Source organism: Breznakia sp. PFB1-19 (assembly GCF_029893935.1).
GTDB classification, from domain to species: Bacteria; Bacillota_I; Bacilli_A; order Erysipelotrichales; family Erysipelotrichaceae; genus Breznakia; species Breznakia blatticola.
Map to the genome: position 1 here is coordinate 1 of NZ_JARXXJ010000030.1, position 17,101 is coordinate 17,101.

The 17,101-nt window shown below is 34.7% G+C and carries 23 protein-coding genes; 20 read left to right on the forward strand and 3 right to left on the reverse strand.

Annotated features, from left to right (window positions below; genetic code table 11):
- Positions 1-232 precede the first annotated feature (232 nt).
- The 4 genes from ispF to M2098_RS10485 are packed head-to-tail and all read left to right on the forward strand — an operon-like array spanning position 233 to position 3,573.
- A complete protein-coding gene (gene ispF / locus M2098_RS10470; RefSeq protein WP_280684260.1) occupies positions 233-721 on the forward strand; it encodes a 2-C-methyl-D-erythritol 2,4-cyclodiphosphate synthase in 489 nt (162 codons plus the stop codon).
- Positions 714-2,153, forward strand: coding sequence for a glutamate--tRNA ligase (gltX, locus tag M2098_RS10475; protein ID WP_280684262.1), 1,440 nt, complete (start codon positions 714-716; stop codon positions 2,151-2,153). Before ispF ends, gltX begins: the two co-directional genes overlap by 8 nt.
- Positions 2,153-2,677 (forward strand): GNAT family N-acetyltransferase, encoded by a 525-nt coding sequence (locus M2098_RS10480; protein WP_280684264.1) that lies wholly within the window; start codon positions 2,153-2,155, stop codon positions 2,675-2,677. Before gltX ends, M2098_RS10480 begins: the two co-directional genes overlap by 1 nt.
- Positions 2,674-3,573 (forward strand): hypothetical protein, encoded by a 900-nt coding sequence (locus M2098_RS10485; RefSeq protein WP_280684266.1) that lies wholly within the window; start codon positions 2,674-2,676, stop codon positions 3,571-3,573. The genes M2098_RS10480 and M2098_RS10485 overlap by 4 nt, the downstream gene beginning before the upstream one ends.
- An 18-nt stretch (positions 3,574-3,591) precedes the next feature.
- Here the strand turns inward: M2098_RS10485 and M2098_RS10490 are convergent, their stop codons facing one another.
- On the reverse strand, positions 3,592-4,608 hold the full coding sequence (locus M2098_RS10490) for a Gfo/Idh/MocA family oxidoreductase (protein WP_280684268.1): 1,017 nt from the start codon (positions 4,606-4,608) through the stop codon (positions 3,592-3,594).
- A gap of 87 nt (positions 4,609-4,695) precedes the next feature.
- Between M2098_RS10490 and M2098_RS10495 the strand changes: the two genes are divergently transcribed.
- The 14 genes from M2098_RS10495 (at position 4,696) to M2098_RS10560 (ending at position 15,436) form a co-directional block, all read left to right on the forward strand.
- Complete coding sequence (locus tag M2098_RS10495; RefSeq protein WP_280684270.1) at positions 4,696-5,937, forward strand: HD domain-containing protein; 1,242 nt, start codon at positions 4,696-4,698, stop codon at positions 5,935-5,937.
- Positions 5,915-6,154, forward strand: coding sequence for a hypothetical protein (locus M2098_RS10500; RefSeq protein ID WP_280684272.1), 240 nt, complete (start codon positions 5,915-5,917; stop codon positions 6,152-6,154). Before M2098_RS10495 ends, M2098_RS10500 begins: the two co-directional genes overlap by 23 nt.
- A gap of 96 nt (positions 6,155-6,250) precedes the next feature.
- Complete coding sequence (locus tag M2098_RS10505) at positions 6,251-7,207, forward strand: TDT family transporter (RefSeq protein ID WP_280684273.1); 957 nt, start codon at positions 6,251-6,253, stop codon at positions 7,205-7,207.
- A gap of 170 nt (positions 7,208-7,377) precedes the next feature.
- Positions 7,378-8,016, forward strand: a complete 639-nt coding sequence (locus M2098_RS10510; RefSeq protein ID WP_280684275.1) for a ketohydroxyglutarate aldolase — start codon at positions 7,378-7,380, stop codon at positions 8,014-8,016.
- Positions 8,017-8,121: 105 nt separating this feature from the next.
- Complete coding sequence (locus M2098_RS10515; protein ID WP_280684277.1) at positions 8,122-8,604, forward strand: PTS sugar transporter subunit IIB; 483 nt, start codon at positions 8,122-8,124, stop codon at positions 8,602-8,604.
- Between the two features lie 22 nt (positions 8,605-8,626).
- Positions 8,627-9,370 (forward strand): PTS sugar transporter subunit IIC, encoded by a 744-nt coding sequence (locus tag M2098_RS10520; protein ID WP_280684279.1) that lies wholly within the window; start codon positions 8,627-8,629, stop codon positions 9,368-9,370.
- Position 9,371: 1 nt separating this feature from the next.
- Positions 9,372-10,214, forward strand: a complete 843-nt coding sequence (locus M2098_RS10525) for a PTS system mannose/fructose/sorbose family transporter subunit IID (protein ID WP_280684281.1) — start codon at positions 9,372-9,374, stop codon at positions 10,212-10,214.
- Positions 10,215-10,237: 23 nt separating this feature from the next.
- Positions 10,238-11,173: a phosphoglycerate dehydrogenase gene (locus M2098_RS10530; protein WP_280684283.1), complete on the forward strand. Its 936-nt coding sequence runs from the start codon at positions 10,238-10,240 to the stop codon at positions 11,171-11,173.
- A gap of 2 nt (positions 11,174-11,175) precedes the next feature.
- Complete coding sequence (locus M2098_RS10535) at positions 11,176-11,790, forward strand: SIS domain-containing protein (RefSeq protein ID WP_280684285.1); 615 nt, start codon at positions 11,176-11,178, stop codon at positions 11,788-11,790.
- A complete protein-coding gene (locus M2098_RS10540) occupies positions 11,790-12,194 on the forward strand; it encodes a PTS mannose transporter subunit IIAB (protein WP_280684287.1) in 405 nt (134 codons plus the stop codon). Before M2098_RS10535 ends, M2098_RS10540 begins: the two co-directional genes overlap by 1 nt.
- Positions 12,194-13,081, forward strand: a complete 888-nt coding sequence (gene dapA / locus M2098_RS10545; RefSeq protein WP_280684289.1) for a 4-hydroxy-tetrahydrodipicolinate synthase — start codon at positions 12,194-12,196, stop codon at positions 13,079-13,081. Before M2098_RS10540 ends, dapA begins: the two co-directional genes overlap by 1 nt.
- 100 nt (positions 13,082-13,181) lie before the next feature.
- Complete coding sequence (locus M2098_RS10550; protein WP_280684291.1) at positions 13,182-14,255, forward strand: helix-turn-helix domain-containing protein; 1,074 nt, start codon at positions 13,182-13,184, stop codon at positions 14,253-14,255.
- Between the two features lies 1 nt (position 14,256).
- Positions 14,257-14,736, forward strand: a complete 480-nt coding sequence (locus tag M2098_RS10555) for a PTS sugar transporter subunit IIB (RefSeq protein WP_280684293.1) — start codon at positions 14,257-14,259, stop codon at positions 14,734-14,736.
- Between the two features lie 106 nt (positions 14,737-14,842).
- Positions 14,843-15,436 carry an NAD(P)H-dependent oxidoreductase gene (locus M2098_RS10560; RefSeq protein ID WP_280684295.1) on the forward strand — a complete coding sequence of 198 codons (594 nt, stop codon included), beginning with the start codon at positions 14,843-14,845 and terminating at the stop codon, positions 15,434-15,436.
- 30 nt (positions 15,437-15,466) lie between these two features.
- On the opposite strand, the gene M2098_RS10565 is transcribed toward M2098_RS10560, so the two are convergent.
- Together M2098_RS10565 and M2098_RS10570 are read right to left on the reverse strand one after the other, a co-directional pair.
- Positions 15,467-15,673, reverse strand: coding sequence for a helix-turn-helix transcriptional regulator (locus tag M2098_RS10565; protein WP_208318332.1), 207 nt, complete (start codon positions 15,671-15,673; stop codon positions 15,467-15,469).
- A complete protein-coding gene (locus M2098_RS10570; RefSeq protein ID WP_280684297.1) occupies positions 15,673-16,014 on the reverse strand; it encodes a DUF6442 family protein in 342 nt (113 codons plus the stop codon). Before M2098_RS10570 ends, M2098_RS10565 begins: the two co-directional genes overlap by 1 nt.
- Positions 16,015-16,222: 208 nt before the next feature.
- On the opposite strand from M2098_RS10570, the gene M2098_RS10575 reads away from it, so the two are divergent.
- Both M2098_RS10575 and M2098_RS10580 read left to right on the forward strand, forming a co-directional pair.
- The gene (locus tag M2098_RS10575) at positions 16,223-16,429 is read left to right on the forward strand and encodes a 4Fe-4S dicluster domain-containing protein (RefSeq protein WP_280684298.1); all 207 of its coding nucleotides are present in this window, start codon (positions 16,223-16,225) and stop codon (positions 16,427-16,429) included.
- Complete coding sequence (locus tag M2098_RS10580) at positions 16,426-17,004, forward strand: 4Fe-4S binding protein (RefSeq protein ID WP_280684300.1); 579 nt, start codon at positions 16,426-16,428, stop codon at positions 17,002-17,004. The genes M2098_RS10575 and M2098_RS10580 overlap by 4 nt, the downstream gene beginning before the upstream one ends.
- Positions 17,005-17,101 lie beyond the last annotated feature (97 nt).

Consider the following 17,101-nt stretch of genomic DNA (forward strand, 5'->3'; position numbering starts at 1 on the left):
TTTCGATTTTTTGTCAACACATTGAGCAAATAAAAAAGAAGGGTCAGATATTTCCAACTCTTCTATGTTTTACAATCCTTAACTTAATGACATTGAGTAGTAGCTCTCCTTTTTATGTGCAATAAATTGTGTATTTAAGTAAAAATTAAGGAATATAAAGTACACTTGATTTTACTTTAAGCGATTTGAGTACCGTGCTATAATAGTTATGCTTGAAAAAAGGAGGGTTGCGATGTTTAGAATTGGACAATCAAGTGATGTTCATCGTTTTATTGAAGGTGATCACATCGTACTTGGTGGAGTGAAAATTGAAGCACCCTTTGCTGTGGGTGCACATTCTGATGGTGATGCACTTGTTCATGCAATTGCTGAAGCAATTTTAGGAGCACTTGCCTTACGTGATTTAGGTACACATTTTAGCGATACTGCAAAAGAAAATGAGAATCGATGCTCATTAGATATTCTTGCAGATGTGGTGAAAATGATGGAAAATCGTGGTTACCAAATTGGTAATGTCGATAGTTTAATCATGATTGAAAAACCAAAGATGGCACCCTATAATGCACAAATGAAAGAAAATCTTGCTCGTGTACTTCACTGTGATGGAAGTCAGGTGAATGTTAAAGCAACAAGAGGCGAAAAAGTCGGTTTTGTGGGAAGACAAGAAGGAGTTCTTGCCCAAGCGATTGTTTTATTACAAAGGAGAAATGAAAATGAGTAGAGTACGTGTGCGCTATGCGCCAAGTCCAACTGGACACTTACATATAGGAAATGCAAGAACTGCATTATTTAACTATCTATATGCAAAACATTATGATGGAGATTTTGTCTTCCGTTTGGAAGATACAGATATCGCAAGAAATATTGAAGGTGGAGAAGAATCTCAACTGAAAAACCTTGCTTGGTTAGGAATTGTTCCTGACGAAAGTCCATTCAACCCAAAAGAACAATATGGACCATATCGTCAAATGGAAGCTCTTGATATTTATGACAAAATTGTTGAAGAGTTAATTGAAAAAGGACATGCATATAGATGTTACTGTACACCTGAAGAATTAGCAGAAGAAAAAGAACGTCAAGAAGCAGCAGGTGTTGCTCCAATGTATAATGGACACTGCCGTAACTTAAGTGAAGAAGCAATTAAGAAATACGAAGAAGAAGGTCGTCCATATACGATTCGCTTGCGTGTTCCTGAGGGAAAAACATATACATTCAATGATATGATTCGTGGTGAAGTAAGCTTTGAATCAAAAGATATCGGAGACTGGGTAATTGTAAAAAGTAATGGGATTCCAACATACAACTTTGCAGTTGTAGTAGATGATCACCGTATGGAAATTACCAATGTATTCCGTGGAGAAGAACATATTTCAAATACACCAAAACAATTGATGTTATTTGATATGTTAGGATGGCAACCGCCACTTTATGGACACATGACAATTATCGTTAACGAAAACCATAAGAAATTAAGTAAACGTGATCAAAACGTTATGCAATTCGTATCTCAATACGAAGAAGAAGGATACTTGCCTGAAGCAATGTTTAACTTCTTAGCATTACTTGGATGGTCACCAGAAGGAGAAGAAGAAATCTTCTCTAAAGAAGAATTAATTAAAATCTTTGATGAAAAACGTTTAAGTAAAAGTCCAAGTATGTTTGATAAAAATAAACTTACATGGATCAATAACCGTTATATGAAAGCCAAAGATTTAGATGAAGTGGTTGCAATGTGCAAACCATATCTAGAAGAAGCATATGACTTAAGTGGAAAAAGCGATGCTTGGATTCACGACTTGATTGGTTTATATCATGATCAAATGTCATATGGAAAAGAAATCGTTGAACTTGTTAGTTTATTCTTTAAGGATGACTATACATTAGACAAACAAGGCAAAGAGGTAATGTCTTGGGAAACAACACCAACAGTTGTAAAGGGATTTGCTGAGCAACTTGAAGCAATCGAAGACTGGACAGCTGAAAACGTAAAAGCTGCAATTAAAGCGACGCAAAAAGCGACGGGAATTAAAGGGAAACCGTTGTTTATGGGGTTACGTGTTGCGATTACAGCACAAGAACACGGACCAGATTTAACGCAAACTGTGACGTTGTTAGGAAAGGATAAAGTGCTTGCACGTTTAGGACAAATCTAATGAAAGGCGAACGTATTTATCTTAGAAATTTAACACTTGATGATGCAGAGGCACTATTTGCAATAGCAAGTCATCCAGATGTTGGAATCCATGCAGGATGGAAACCACATGCATCGATTGAGGAATCAAAAGAAGTATTAGAAAAAATTCTTATCAACGAAAACAATTTTGGAATCTTCTTACAAGATGATGATACGCTAATTGGCTGTTTGGGAATTCAACCAGATCCACTTCGTACAGCACCAATGAAAAATCTAGGATATTGGATTGGTAAAGATTATTGGGGTAATGGATATGTGCCAGAAGCCGCACGATTGGTATTGGATCGCTTGTTTTTAGAAGATAAAGAACCATATGTGAGTATCAATCACTTTGTCGAAAACACAAGAAGTAGACGCGTGATTGAAAAACTTGGTTTCAAAAAAGAAGGAACGTTGGTACACGCATACAAAGATGCAAACGGAACCGTGCATGATCTTGTAATGTATGTATTGAGTTTGAAAGATTACGAGGAAGATAGATGAGAAAACTTAAAAAAATCGCAACTGTTGCAACCCTAAGTATGGTGATGTTAACTGGTTGCAAAGCAAGTTCAGAAGAAAAAGCAGTAGAAGCATTAGATTTAGCCGCAACTGCAAAAACACCAACTTCATATAAAATGGATGTAAATTACACCATGGATGTGAAGGCAACCTATCAGGAACAAACCCTAGAAATGGCAATCAAAGTTGATATGGCTAATGATGTATTGGTAGATCAAGAAAAAGCACATGCAAAGGGGACAATCGATATTAGTTATATGGGAGAAAGTCAAAAAGTAGAACTAGAGACTTACACCTATAAACAAGATGATGCATTTGTGATCGCAAGTAATGATGGTTCAAGTGATACTTGGGTGACATCACAAGTTACAGGAATGCCAGATGCAACACTTAGTAAAGATGAATTTAAAACATTAAAGAAAATGGATGTACTTCGTACGATAAACGATGGTAAAGTCAAAAAACAAGAGACATACCAAGTTGCAGGACGTATCGAATACAAAACATTGGCCGAAATGATGGATGTACTAGGTGCAACTGAAGAACTTGTTAGCGTGGAAGGTTACGAGGGAAAAACATTCCCAGTGACTTACCAATTCTACAAAAAGGATAACCGTTTGGCATCTGTTAGTGTAGACATGAAAGCAGTAATGAAAGAATCATTAACAGAAGGATTTGGTGAAAACGCAGAAGGGTTAGAAGTTGAAGTAAAAGATGCTTCATTTACAATTACTTGTTATGACTATGACAAAGTAGAAGACTTCACAATCCCAGAATTAAAAGTAAGTGAAAGTACAAATCAAAATGAAGAAAGCGATGATACTTCATTTGAAATGCCAACATATTACTTAGAAGAAAATGAAAAAGCATTTGCGTAATTTGCAAATGCTTTTTTTCTAGTCTTTATCTGCAGGGAATGTAATTCCTGCTGCAAGTCGTGCATGATATACGACATCCATAACATCACGTGTATGATCTAATAGTTTGTAGCAGGCTTCAAAATCATTTGCTTCAATGATTTTTTGGAAGTTATCTACTTCATAAGCCATGTGGAAGTGTTGATTTACACCAATGCAGTTTGGATTGTCTTGTGCATTAGCTACATCGATTTGATCACCTTTTAAAGGAACCTTTTCAACGATTGGACATACACCTGTACTTCCTCCGCTAACTTTAATGCTTCCATTGTCTCCTTGTAATAAGGTAAAGTAATCACTGCTACAGTCCTTACATCCAATACAGTTTACCGTAAACGTATCATAACGCATGATTAATGTACCACTTGTATCGATTCCATTGAATCCGATATTTGGATAGTATGTGTAACTTTCTGGTTTTCCAAATAATCCCATTACAAAGTGAATATTATAAATGTTAATATCCATTAGGGCTCCACCTGAGAAGTTAGGATCAAATGCGTTAGTAACAATTTGATCTTTATATTTATCATAACGTGATGAATATTGTGAGAAGTTCAATGTTGCCATTTTCATATTCCCAAGGTTTGGTAACTGATTTCTTACCACCTCATAATTTGGTAAGTGAATGGTTGTAATTGCTTCAAATAAGAATACGTTATTTGCTTTTGCGACTGCGATTAAGTGCTCCGTTTCTGCAAGTGTACTTGTGAATGGTTTCTCACAAATGACATTCTTTTTTGCGTGTAATGCTTGAAGACTTTGTTCGTAATGCAATGAGTTTGGACTTGCTACATATACAGTATCTACAGTATCATCTGCTAACATTGCATCAATTGAATCATAGTATGCATCTACTTGATGTTGTGCTGCGTATGCTTTTGCATCATCACGTTTTCGAGAGTATACAGCAACAAGTTCGACATTGTCTGTCATGGATATTGCTTTAATAAAGCGGTCGACGATTGCTCCTCTACCAATGGTTCCGATTTTCATAGTTCATAGCTCCTTCATTTTGATACTATCATCATACCACAAATGTTTTCATTCCGTGATATACTCTTAGTAAGAAGAGGGTTTCATATGCTAGAAAAAACAAGAGAAACAAAGGTTCTACGTGATGTAATCCATGGATACATTCATGTCGACTTACAAATCATCTGGGAATTAATTGACAGTAAAGAATTTCAAAGACTGCGTCGGATTCGCCAACTTGGTGGAGATTTTCAAGTGTATCATAATGCAGAACATTCACGCTTTTCACATTCGCTTGGTGTTTATGAAATCGTAAGACGAATGGTACATGAAGTACACGACTTACAAATGAAATTAACCGAAAGAGAAAAAGTGGTCGTTATGATTGCAGCATTGTTGCATGATGTTGGGCATTTACCGTTCTCACATGCCTTTGAACACATTTGTCCAATTCCACACGAACGTTTTTCGTATGATATTATCGTAGGAAATAGTGATGTCAATCGTATTCTATGCTCCTATGATGAAGAACTTGCTCTAGAGGTAGCAAGTGTAATTCGCTATCAACATAAAAATCCAATATTAAATCAAATTGTTTCTGGACAACTGGATGCAGATCGTATGGATTATTTACTACGTGATGCATATTTTACAGGAACGAGTTATGGAGCGTTTGATTTAGAAAGAATTCTACGAACCATTCGGGTAAAAGACGATAAACTTGTTGTAAAAGAAAGTGGAATTCATAGTGTAGAAAACTACATTATGGCTAGATACCACATGTACTGGCAAGTGTATTATCATCCAGTCTGTCGTTCGTATGAAATTGTATTGAGTAGTTTATTTAAACGCATGCGTTATTTATATGGAAATGGGGATCCTATGGTTGAAGAACTACAAATGTTTGTTCCTTTTTTAGGAGATCACCCAAGTATTTGTGATCATTTTGATTTAGATGAAAATGCAGCATTTTATGGAATTGCTAGACTGACAAAATCAGATGATGAAGTGATTGCTGATCTTGCTAGACGTTTACTCAACCGACGCTTGTTTGAATATGAAACAATCATGAATGATGATGAATATAAACAAATGGAAGCAAGGGTTCGACTTGTAGGATATGATCCAAGTTATTACTGTTACATGGATACGATGTCGCAATCCCCATATTCACCATATGCAAAAGAAAGTGGTTCGAATATTTGGGTACTTACCGAAAGCGGTGAAGTTGCAGAATTAAGTCAAAGAAGTGTAATTGTAAAATCCTTAGTTGAAGGAGATGTGAAAAAGGAAAGTAAAGTGTACTTTCCAGATTTAGGAGAAACATATGGCAAAGATTGTGGATGTTAATAAAATATTTGAAATCAATAAATTACTAAAAGAAAAAGGAATTGCATATTCTCTACATAGTGTTGGAGCTTGTGGTGCTGAGTTTGTAGAACTCAAACAAGATGGAGAAGCTCATGATGTAAATGAACTCTATACAATAATCAATGCATATTTAAAGGACTTCTTTATGCAAGTAGAACCAGTGAAACCTGGAGCGTTATTGTTAAAAGTAGTGTAGAAAGCTATTATGTAAACTTATCAAGCTATTAGTAATTGTTATTTTTAAAAAGCATGGTGCTGTGGTATCATGCTTTTATTATGTGAAGGAGAAGTCATGTTAAAATCAATTATTCAAAAAATTCCAGTTCCTTTAGCTGGAGTTATGCTAGCAACATCCTCATTAGGAAATTTGTTGCAACCATATAATGAAATCTATCATACCATCTGTGGAATCATCGCAGGATTTCTATTGGTATTATGCTTAATTAAGTTCATCATGTATCCAAAGATGATCAAAGAGGATCTAGCAAATCCAGTCATTGCCAGTGTATCAACAACCTTTACGATGGGGTTGATGGTTATGTGTACATACTTTAAACCATTTATTGGAGAAGTAGCACGATATATTTGGATCATCGCAATTATCTTACACTTTGTGTTAATGATCTATTTTACGTTACGTTTCGTGATAAAACCCGTATGGGATAAAGTATTTGCTACTTACTTCGTACCAATTGTTGGAATTGTTGTAGCGAGTGTTACAGCACCAGCTTTCGAGATGCAAAGTTTTGGAGTTATCATCTTCTGGTTTGGATTTGTCACATATATAATGTTGCTTCCATATGTAACATATCGTTATATCAAATATGCAGTAACCATTGATGGAGAACAACCATTACTATGTATTTATGCAGCTCCAGCATCACTTACATTAGCTGGATACTTATCATGTGAAAGTAATCCACAAACATGGATTGTATATTTCCTTATCGTATTAGCGACATTTATGTGGGGATTTATTATGCTACAAATGCCAAAATTGTTAAGACTACAATTTTTCCCTTCCTATGCAGCAATGACCTTCCCATTTGTTATTAGTGCAGTTGCTTGTGGAAAAGCTGCCGACCTTTTACAAAATGACCTTCTTTCTATATTATCGAAAGTTGAAATGGTATGGGCTATTATCATTGTTGGGTATGTAATTATACGCTATGTAAAATATCTATTTATCGATACAGCTAGACCATATGCCAAAGCATCAAGACAAAAAGATGCTTTACGTTCAGAATAAATACATTGGATGACCTTCGGGTTGTCCTTTTTTTATATCTTAAAGAAAAATTCATTTTACGTTGTGCAATGTATTTGTACGAACTACCAACAAAAGGAATCTTTTCTTGGTTGCTTGAACAATTGTATCAAATGCGAATCCTACTAAAATGAAAGTATACGAGGTGAAATATGAAGAAAATTACAACAACAAAACGATTATATGAAGTAGGAGCACTTGCGATTGTAAGAGCAGAAACAATTACGAGAGCTTCAGAGATTGCGAAAGGATGTATCGATGGTGGAGTTCCTGTTATGGAGATGAGTTATACCTTACCCAATGCGGGAGAAATTATTCAACAACTTAAGGAAATTTATGGAGAGCAACTTTGTGTTGGTGCCGGAACTGTGCTCGATGAAGAAACTGCAAGACATGCAATTTTACATGGAGCAGAGTTTATTATTGCACCAAACTATAACGAAAGCGTAGCAAAAATGTGCAACCGATACCAAATCCCATATGCTCCAGGATGCACATCAATTACCGAAGCAGTAGAAGCATTAACTTTTGGAGCAGCCTTTATTAAAGCATTTCCAATTTCCGACTTTTATGGTCCAAAACTAGTGAAAGTATTTAAAACGCCAATTCCAGATATGCCAATACTTGCAAGTGGTGGAATTAACTTGGAGAATCTAGCATCATGGATCGCTAATGATGTAGATGTTTGTGGATTTGGTGGTTTATTAACAAATGGAACATCTGATGATATTAAGAAAAATGCACAGGAAATTCGTAGAATCATTGATGAGACAAGAGCGAAGAAAATATAATTTAGTTCAATAAACAAAAAAACGAAGTGATTTTTGGTCTTGCATCACATATCTTATTGTAAGCGTTTACAGTAGAATGTGAGTACAAGCAGAGAGGAGATATAGATGAGTATAGAACTTACAAGAGTAGATTTTCGTTTGATTCATGGGCAGGTAATTACAAGATGGTTAACACAATGCCAAATCAACGAGATCTTCACAATTGATACAGCATTAAGCAAAGATGAATTTATGCAAGAAGTATTTAAGATGGCTGCACCAAAAGGTGTAAAAATCCGTATTGTATCAGTAGAAGATGCGGTGAAAATCCAAGAAAATGGAGAATTGGAGAACAACCGAGTTATGGTATTATTCAAGGGGATTCAAGAATTAGAGAATGCCGTGAACAAAGGATTTAAATTAGACAAGGTACAAATCGGAGGGTTAGGAGGTGGCCCTGGAAGAAAAGCAGTAAACAATGCGATCACACTTGATCAAGCAGATGCAGATATCTTGTTGGGTTTAGAGAAAAGAGGGATGGAAATTTATTTCCAAACAACACCAGACTATCCGTCTGAAACGCTACAAAAAGCCGTAGCCAAATTATAAAAAGAAGGGGGCGAATTATATTATGGTAATTCAAGCAATTTTAGTAGGTTTACTTTATTGGATTTCAATGGGACGTGCACAATATTACTTCTCGTTTGCATTCCGTAAACCAGTTGTATTAGGTGTAATGATTGGTTTAGTTTATGGAGATGTACAAACTGGTCTTATGTATGGTGCAACAATTCAATTAATGTACATGGGAGGAATTGAAGCAGGAGGAAATATTCCAAGTGATCAAGCCTTAGCAGCATGTTTAGCAATTCCAGCAGCGATTGTAAATGGATTAGATCCTGCAGCAGCTGTTGCTCTAGCAGTTCCATTTGGAGTGTTAGGAGTATTAATTAATAACGTACGTAGAACAATTAACGCATTTTATAACACGAAAGCAGATGAGTTTGTAGAAAAAGGTGAGTACGACAAACTTTCTAAATTCTCATTTCTATTGCCTTGGTTAACAAATGGAGTTTTATACTTTACACCAGTATTTGTGGCTACATTATTTGGACCACAAGTTGTAGAAGCATTTCTAGCAGTGATTCCTGAATGGCTAATGAATGGTTTAGGAAATGCCGGAGCGATGTTACCTGCACTTGGATTTGCATTAACACTTGTAGTTATGGGAAAAACACAATACTTACCATTCTTTGTATTGGGATTCTTCTTATACTCAATTATGGGATTCTCAATGTTAACAGGTGCAGTCATTGGATTATGTCTAGCCTTGATTTCGTCAATCTATAAGCAAAATGCTGAGGAGGGAGCATAATATGAGTGAAGCAGTAAAAACACAAGAACAACAATCTGTTGTAACAAAAAAAGACTTACGAAAAGCATGGTGGAAATGGTGTCGTGCAGTTGAAGTACCAGTAAGTTTTGATAGAATGCAAGCACTTGCATTTGGATATTCATTAAATACAATTCTTCAAAAAATCTATAAAGATGATCCAGATGAAATGAAAGAAGCATTTCGTCGTCATACGTCAATGTTTAATACAAATTGTGACTGGGGAAGCATTATCCACGGGATTACAATTTCATTAGAAGAACAGCGTGCTTTAGGAAATGAAGAAATCAATCCAGAGATGATTCAATCATTAAAGATTGGTTTGATGGGTCCACTAGCTGGAATTGGAGACAGTGTTGACCAAGGGATTGTCGCAACAATTCCATTAGCGATTTTTGTGCCAATGGCATTAGAAGGAAATGTAATTGCTGCATTTATTCCAGGAATTATTTACCTTGCATGGTCATATGGATGGTCTTGGTTCTTATTCCAAAAAGGATATAAACTTGGAAAGAACTCTGTATTAGAAATCTTACATTCAGGTAAAATCAAGAAAATTATTGATACAGCAAGTATTCTTGGATTATTTATGATTGGATGTTTATCTGCATCGTTTGTTAAAGTGCAAACGGTATTAAGTTTTGATAGTTCAGGAACTACAGTTGCATTACAAGATATTTTAGATGGAATGCTTCCTAATTTACTGCCATTCTGTGTTGTTATGGGGATGTATTTATATATTGTAAAACGAGGTCCAAAATACTTACGAATTATCGTATTTACAATGGTACTAGCAATTGCATTAACATTCTTACAAATTATATAAAGTAATACATTTCGGGGGGCAAAATGAAGGTATTAATTACACCAAGAGGATTTGCTACATATGGTTTAGCAGACGTTGCACGTTTAGAATCCAAAGGGTTTAAAGTTATCTACAACGATACAGGAGTGGCATATACAACAAGTGAGTTATTAGAACTTGCAAAAGATGCAAAAGGAATTATCGTAGGTGTAGATGATTTATCAAAAGAAGTACTCCAACAACTTCCAGACTTACAGGCAATCTGTAAGTTTGGAGTTGGAGTAGATAATATAGATTTAGATTATACAAAAGAGAAAAAAATCGCAGTAGGTAGAACTGTAGGATCCAATTCATTATCTGTAGCAGAACATGTTGTTGCGATGATGTTTATGGATGCAAAAAACTTATATACAAGTGTACATGAAGTGAAACAAGGAAAATGGAATAAACCAACTGGATATGAAATCCAAGAAAAAAAACTTGGGATCATTGGTTTTGGAATGATTGGAAAACATCTAGCAAGAATTGCCAATGGTTTAGGTATGGAAGTTTATGCAAATGATGTGGTTGGAATTTCTAAAGAAGATAAAGAAAACTATCAGGTAAAAGAAGTAGAACGCGATACGATTTTATCTACATGTGATTATGTATCTTTACATATTCCATTACTACCAGAAACAAGACATTCGATTTCAACTAGAGAATTTAAGATGATGAAAACATCTGCTTGTTTATTAAATGCAGCACGTGGTGGAGTTGTGGATGAAGAAGCACTCTATGAAGCTCTTATTCATAAAGAAATACGTAGTGCATGTTTTGATGTGTTCTCTGTAGAACCACCAAATGTACATGAACCTTTATTGAAATTGGATAACTTCCTATTAACACCACACACAGCTTCAAGAACTGTAGAAGCTGAAACACGTACATGTAAAATGACAACCGATTTCATGTTAGAAAATATTCAACGGAGGTCATAAAGATGGAGTCCGTTCAAAAATATATCATCACACTTTCACAAGAACTCGAAGAAAATCTTAAGCAAGTTGATATGGACGCTTTAAAAAGTGCTTCTTCTTTGATTATGGAGTGTGAGAAACAAAATGGAAGAGTGCATGTATGTGGTATTGGAAAACCATCATATGTGGCAGGATATATAGCCTCACTCTTATCAAGTATTGGTACAAGCGCATATGTACTTGATGGAACAGAAGCAGTACATGGATCTAGTGGACAAGTAAAGGCTGGAGATGTCGTTATTGCGATTTCAAATAGCGGAGAAACTGCAGAATTAAAAGCAACCGTTAACACGTTGCACAAAAATAAAGCGCATGTGATTAGTTGTACAGGAAATTCATCTTCATGGTTAGCACAAAACAGTGAAGTGTGTTTACTAGCGCATGTGGATCAAGAAGGAGATTCACTAAATAAACCACCTAGAGCATCTATAATTTCTGAAATTGTAGTACTTCAGTGTCTTAGCATCGTACTACAAGAAGCAAAGAAATTAACGTATGAAGAATACTTACTATGGCATCCAGGAGGAAGTTTAGGAGAAAGTATTCGCAACATGAATAAAAATGAGGAGGTACAGTAGTGAATATTCTAATTGGAACACATGGGAAATTTGGTAAAGAGTTGATACAATCAGCAGAAATGATAGTTGGCAAAATGGAAAATATTTCTTGTGTATCACTTTTACCAGAAATGTCATTTGAAGATTTTATGAATGAAGCAGATCAAAAACTTGCATCATTTGAAGGACCAACAATTGCGCTTGTTGATTTATTTGGTGGAACACCATGTAACGTATTAACTGTACTGTCAAGAAAATATCAATACGAAGTAATCACCGGTGTGAATTTACCAATGTTGATAGATCTAAGTTTAAAATGTCAATCTATTGAAGATGTTAGTGATAGCAAGTTACTTGTCGCTCAAGCAATTGAGACACTAAAAGAAAGTGCAGTACACAGCAATGCAAGATTGGAGGAAATGTAATGTTTACAGGAGTCATCACACCGATTGTGACACCCTTTCATCGGGATGAAGAGGAATCAATTAATTATGAAGCAACAAAACAACTAATTGAACATCTGATTCACAAAGGTGTAAATGGAATATTTATCCTTGGAAGTAATGGAGAATTTCATGTTATCTCACCGCAGGAGAAAATCGAGTTTGCCAAGTTTGTTGTTGAAGTTGTAAATAAACGAGTTCCTGTATATGCCGGAACAGGTTCTTGTTCCACACAAGAAGCATTACATTTGTCCAAAGAGATGGAAAAAGCTGGTGTAGATGCATTAAGTGTTATCACTCCGTATTTTCTAGCACCAACAGAAGAGGAATTATACACATACTACAACGATATTGCACAAAGCGTAAAACTGCCAATTGTTCTATACAATATTCCGAAGGCTACAGGAATTAATCTATCAAAAGATTTAGTGAAACGTCTTGCTGAAATTGAGAACATCAAAGCGATAAAAGATAGTAGCGGAAATGAAGAAAATGTTCTTGCATATCTAGAAATCGCAAAAGATAAAGACTTTGAAGTATTGATGGGTAGTGATTCAAAAATATCGTTTGGATATACACACGGAGCTAGCGGAGCAGTTGCAGGAACGAGTAATGTGATTACGGATGTTGTAGTTAATTTGGACAAAGCGCTCAAACAAAAAGACTACAAGCAAGCACAAAAATATCAGGATGATATTGAAGAAATACGTAAGATTTTAAAGTATGGAACTGTACCATCGGTTATTAAACGTGCAATGGAACTTGCAGATGTTGCACCAGTTGGTCCAGCAAGAAAACCTGTACAAGAATTATCAGAAACTGTGGATACTGAAATCAAAAATATGCTTATGTACTACAACTTGATCTAAAACAAATTGTCCATTCAATGGACTTTTTGTGCATTGTAATAAATCTTGTTGGTAGACATTGACAATGATATGATAAAAAAGATGAAAGAAGGATTACTATATGTTACTTAACACGATTTTTAAAGAGTTCATATCAGTTGTCCAAGAGAATCCAAAATACACAATTGGGTTATTATCAGATGAAGGAGAAGTCGTATCTTGTAGTAAAGATGAATTTGTTGGAATCACCTTTGATATTAATAAGCCAAGATACAATGATACTTTTTATGTGATAGAAGTTAAAAATATGCATTATGGATACTTATGGGTTAATGGAGATGACCCAAGTTTACCAATGATAAGTAATCTATTACTTGATTCTCTTAAGACACGGATTATGTATGAAGTAAATGAGAAAACACTGAAAAGGAAGCTTACGAAAGATGACAAGTTGGTCAAAGCGCTTCTAGAAGAAAATATTGAACCAAACCATGTGTTGAGTCTTGTCAAAGACATGGGGGTAAACAAAGATACACCTCGAGTTGCTTTGCATATTACAAATGCAAACGGATTTGATATAGATGAAATTAAGGGTATAAAGCTACGATTAGATAGTAAGCAGATGTTTTATTCATTACTTGATAAGCATAACTTACTTATCTTCAAAGATATTCCAGTTACAGATTGTATGGAAAGTACAAAAGAGTATCTTGTTGAATATGTAGAGAGTTTGAAAGAATGGGGATTACAAAATTGTGCGTTTAGTATTGGAAGTATTCAAAATCGCTTGGTCAATTACGTAACGAGCTATAACAATTGTTTGTGGTTAGAAAGAAATAATTATCTGGAAATAAATAAACCAGTATTTTTTATGGACTTGCTTTTTAATTACTACATATCAAGTATTGAATCATCTGACATACTTTCAATATTTGACTATTACAAACGTGCCGCAAAAGGTTTTGATGTCGATGAATTGCTTCAAGTTTCTAAACAGTTGCTTTTAAATGACTACAACATAACGCAAACTGCACAAGATTTATATTTACATAAGAATACTTTAATTTATAAGATTAAACGATATGAAGAGATTTTTAATATTGATATTCGCGGAAGTTTTCAAGGGAAGGCATTGTTTTCGTTTATTGCATATGCGATGCAAGAAAATGAGAAACAAAGATTAGTGGGTGATTAGTATGAATACTTTAATTAAATTAGTAAGAATTGACAATCGATTACTACATTCAACTGTTGCATTAAATTGGAATCAATTTGTTAGTGTGAATTATACGATTGTCGTAGATCCAACATATAACAATGATCCATTTATCGAGAGTGTTATGCGTTTGTGCTTACCAAAATCCATATCATTGAAAATCTTCAATGTGAAACAATTGATGGAGTTTATGGAAGAAGAATCGTTTAGTACAAGAAAGATCATGGTCATCTTCAAAGATTTAGCTACAGCGGAAGAAGCAGTGAAACTTGGATTCAAACCAAAAGAAATACAACTACCCTCACCAGCAAGTCGTATTGTAATTAAAAAGCTATCTGATTACTATAATGAAGAGGATTTAAAACGTATCCAAACAATTCAAAATTATGGAATAAAAATGTATTTTCAAACAGCTCCACTTGATACAAAAGAATATAATGCATTTAAACGAATCCAATAGACTGAAATTCGCTTTTAATGAGCACTTTGTGTGCTTCTTTTCTGATTCTATGATAAGAATATAGTATAGGAATACTTATATTATTATAAGGAAAAGGAGATATAAAATGGCAAAAGTACTATACATTAAAGCAAACCCAAAACCAGTAGATCAATCTGTGACGTTCCAAATGTCTGAGGCATTTGTTGATACGTATAAAAAAGAACATCCAGAGGATGAAATCACTACGATTGATTTATATAACGAAGACATTCGTTTTCTAAGTGGGGAAGACTTAGGAAATATGTTCGGTGGAAAAGATTTTGATATTCGTGAGCGTGCAAAGCAATTTGCTGAAGCTGACAAATACATTATTGCAGCACCATTATGGAATTTATCAATTCCAGCAATTCTAAAAGCATATATCGATTATGTAATGTTTGTTGGTATTTCGTTTAAATACACAGCAACCGGACCTGTTGGATTATTAGATAACAAGAAAGCTGTATACTTAGTCGCGCGTGGTGGGGATTATACAACTCCACAAATGGCAAGTATTGAGATGGGTGAACGTTATCTAAAAACGGTGTTAGGTTTCATGGGTATTAAAGACATTGAAACGATTGCATGTGAAAACACAAATGTTCTTCTTGGTGATGCATTAACTGATGCAATTCATACATCAGTAGAGCAAGCAAAGAAATTCGCAAATACATTCTAAAAAACTCAGCTTCGGCTGAGTTTTTATATGCTATTCAAAATAAAATATATCTTCAAATGTACAATGTAAAGCAATGGCAATAAGTAATGCAAGTTTTGCACTGGGGGTATATTGTAATGTTTCAATAGAACTGATTGTGTTTCGTGAAACTCCAACTAAATCAGCTAATGCTTGTTGGGAAAGCTTTAATTCACTTCGTTTCTGACTTAAACGGTTTTGTAGTTGTAATTCTTCCATTAGAATAATGTCCAACGTAAAGTCCCAATAAGAAGAATCACGATACCAAATATACAATAGTATAAATATCGTTTGGTTTTTAAATGGATGTAAAAATATCCATAGTAAAAGGTAAAGAATATAACCGCAAAAAATGCCCATACAATAGAAAGCGATACACGATACTCCCTAAAAGAGATCATAAATTTATCCCCAGTAATTAGTTCTACTAGACTACATGCAATATAGATTCCTAATACGCCAATAAATACGATACGTTTAATAGCAGCACCTTCAATATAGTTTTGATATTCGTCATCTTTTGACTTTTGTGCTTTTGATAGTATATCTTCTCGTTTCATAAGACTTCTCCTTTTGCCAAGTATGCTTTGCAACTATAATATATCATATACCAAGGATACTTGGCAAATGGTTGGATATAAAAATACAATTAACAATTGTATGGTCAAAATACACGACAAATTTCTGTGTATATAATAAAGTTAATATACCCGTAGGGGTATATTGGAGGGGTTGTATGTTTAAGAAAATACAAAAGGTTCGAACTATATGGTAGGGCGAAGAGAAGCGGTAGTTACAAATGATTGTGTAGCATGTGGGAATTGTGTGACATATTGTCCGGTCGGTGCAATTGAGATTGCATATGGAATGTACGCAAATGTTACAAGTAAGAAATGCATCGGTTGTGGAAGGTGTGAACGTGCTTGTCCTGCAGATGTAATAAAAATGGTATTAAGAACTGAGGTATCAGTATGAAGAGAAAATGGAATGAATACTTATGGATAGTTTCTGTTATATATCTTGTATTAGGTTTCATAAACATCTTATTTGCATGGCTGGGACTCATCTGTTTTTTTATTCCGTTAGTAGTATCGTTATCGAAAGGGAATAAGGCTTATTGCAATACATATTGTGGGCGAGGACAAATGTTAGAAATTCTTGGGAGAAAATATGAATTCTCGCAGCAATTACTATCACCTAAATATTTACGAAAGAAAGTATTTAGATATGGATTTCTTATCTTTTTTTTAATAATGTTTTTGCTCATGTTATGGAACACATATCTAGTATATTCTGGAGCTCCGTTAAAACAAACAATTACACTATTGTGGAGTATAAAATTACCTTGGGAGTGGACGAACACAAGTATGGTGGATCCAGCAATAGCACAATTTGCGTTTGGTTTTTATAGCATCATGTTAACTTCAACCGTATTAGGTGTTGTTACAATGATTATATTTAAACCGCGCTCTTGGTGTGTTTATTGTCCTATGGGCACAATGACGCAATTGATTAGTACACTTAAAAATAAAGAGAAAGAAAGCACGTAAAGTATGATATTATCCCCCTTAGGTAGACAGTGCAAATAAATAAAGCACTTTTAACCTAAGGGGGTTTTATTATGGGAAGAAAAAATAAGTATTCATT

Excerpts from the sequence above, each read along its gene's own strand:
- ispF (WP_280684260.1), top strand. The coding sequence starts at position 233 with ATGTTTAGAATTGGACAATCAAGTGATGTTCATCGTTTTATTGAAGGT.
- gltX (WP_280684262.1), top strand. The coding sequence starts at position 714 with ATGAGTAGAGTACGTGTGCGCTATGCGCCAAGTCCAACTGGACACTTA.
- M2098_RS10480 (WP_280684264.1), top strand. The coding sequence starts at position 2,153 with ATGAAAGGCGAACGTATTTATCTTAGAAATTTAACACTTGATGATGCA.
- M2098_RS10485 (WP_280684266.1), top strand. The coding sequence starts at position 2,674 with ATGAGAAAACTTAAAAAAATCGCAACTGTTGCAACCCTAAGTATGGTG.
- M2098_RS10490 (WP_280684268.1), bottom strand. The coding sequence starts at position 4,608 with ATGAAAATCGGAACCATTGGTAGAGGAGCAATCGTCGACCGCTTTATT.
- M2098_RS10495 (WP_280684270.1), top strand. The coding sequence starts at position 4,696 with ATGCTAGAAAAAACAAGAGAAACAAAGGTTCTACGTGATGTAATCCAT.
- M2098_RS10500 (WP_280684272.1), top strand. The coding sequence starts at position 5,915 with ATGGCAAAGATTGTGGATGTTAATAAAATATTTGAAATCAATAAATTA.
- M2098_RS10505 (WP_280684273.1), top strand. The coding sequence starts at position 6,251 with ATGTTAAAATCAATTATTCAAAAAATTCCAGTTCCTTTAGCTGGAGTT.
- M2098_RS10510 (WP_280684275.1), top strand. The coding sequence starts at position 7,378 with ATGAAGAAAATTACAACAACAAAACGATTATATGAAGTAGGAGCACTT.
- M2098_RS10515 (WP_280684277.1), top strand. The coding sequence starts at position 8,122 with ATGAGTATAGAACTTACAAGAGTAGATTTTCGTTTGATTCATGGGCAG.
- M2098_RS10520 (WP_280684279.1), top strand. The coding sequence starts at position 8,627 with ATGGTAATTCAAGCAATTTTAGTAGGTTTACTTTATTGGATTTCAATG.
- M2098_RS10525 (WP_280684281.1), top strand. The coding sequence starts at position 9,372 with ATGAGTGAAGCAGTAAAAACACAAGAACAACAATCTGTTGTAACAAAA.
- M2098_RS10530 (WP_280684283.1), top strand. The coding sequence starts at position 10,238 with ATGAAGGTATTAATTACACCAAGAGGATTTGCTACATATGGTTTAGCA.
- M2098_RS10535 (WP_280684285.1), top strand. The coding sequence starts at position 11,176 with ATGGAGTCCGTTCAAAAATATATCATCACACTTTCACAAGAACTCGAA.
- dapA (WP_280684289.1), top strand. The coding sequence starts at position 12,194 with ATGTTTACAGGAGTCATCACACCGATTGTGACACCCTTTCATCGGGAT.
- M2098_RS10550 (WP_280684291.1), top strand. The coding sequence starts at position 13,182 with ATGTTACTTAACACGATTTTTAAAGAGTTCATATCAGTTGTCCAAGAG.
- M2098_RS10555 (WP_280684293.1), top strand. The coding sequence starts at position 14,257 with ATGAATACTTTAATTAAATTAGTAAGAATTGACAATCGATTACTACAT.
- M2098_RS10560 (WP_280684295.1), top strand. The coding sequence starts at position 14,843 with ATGGCAAAAGTACTATACATTAAAGCAAACCCAAAACCAGTAGATCAA.
- M2098_RS10565 (WP_208318332.1), bottom strand. The coding sequence starts at position 15,673 with ATGGAAGAATTACAACTACAAAACCGTTTAAGTCAGAAACGAAGTGAA.
- M2098_RS10570 (WP_280684297.1), bottom strand. The coding sequence starts at position 16,014 with ATGAAACGAGAAGATATACTATCAAAAGCACAAAAGTCAAAAGATGAC.
- M2098_RS10575 (WP_280684298.1), top strand. The coding sequence starts at position 16,223 with ATGGTAGGGCGAAGAGAAGCGGTAGTTACAAATGATTGTGTAGCATGT.
- M2098_RS10580 (WP_280684300.1), top strand. The coding sequence starts at position 16,426 with ATGAAGAGAAAATGGAATGAATACTTATGGATAGTTTCTGTTATATAT.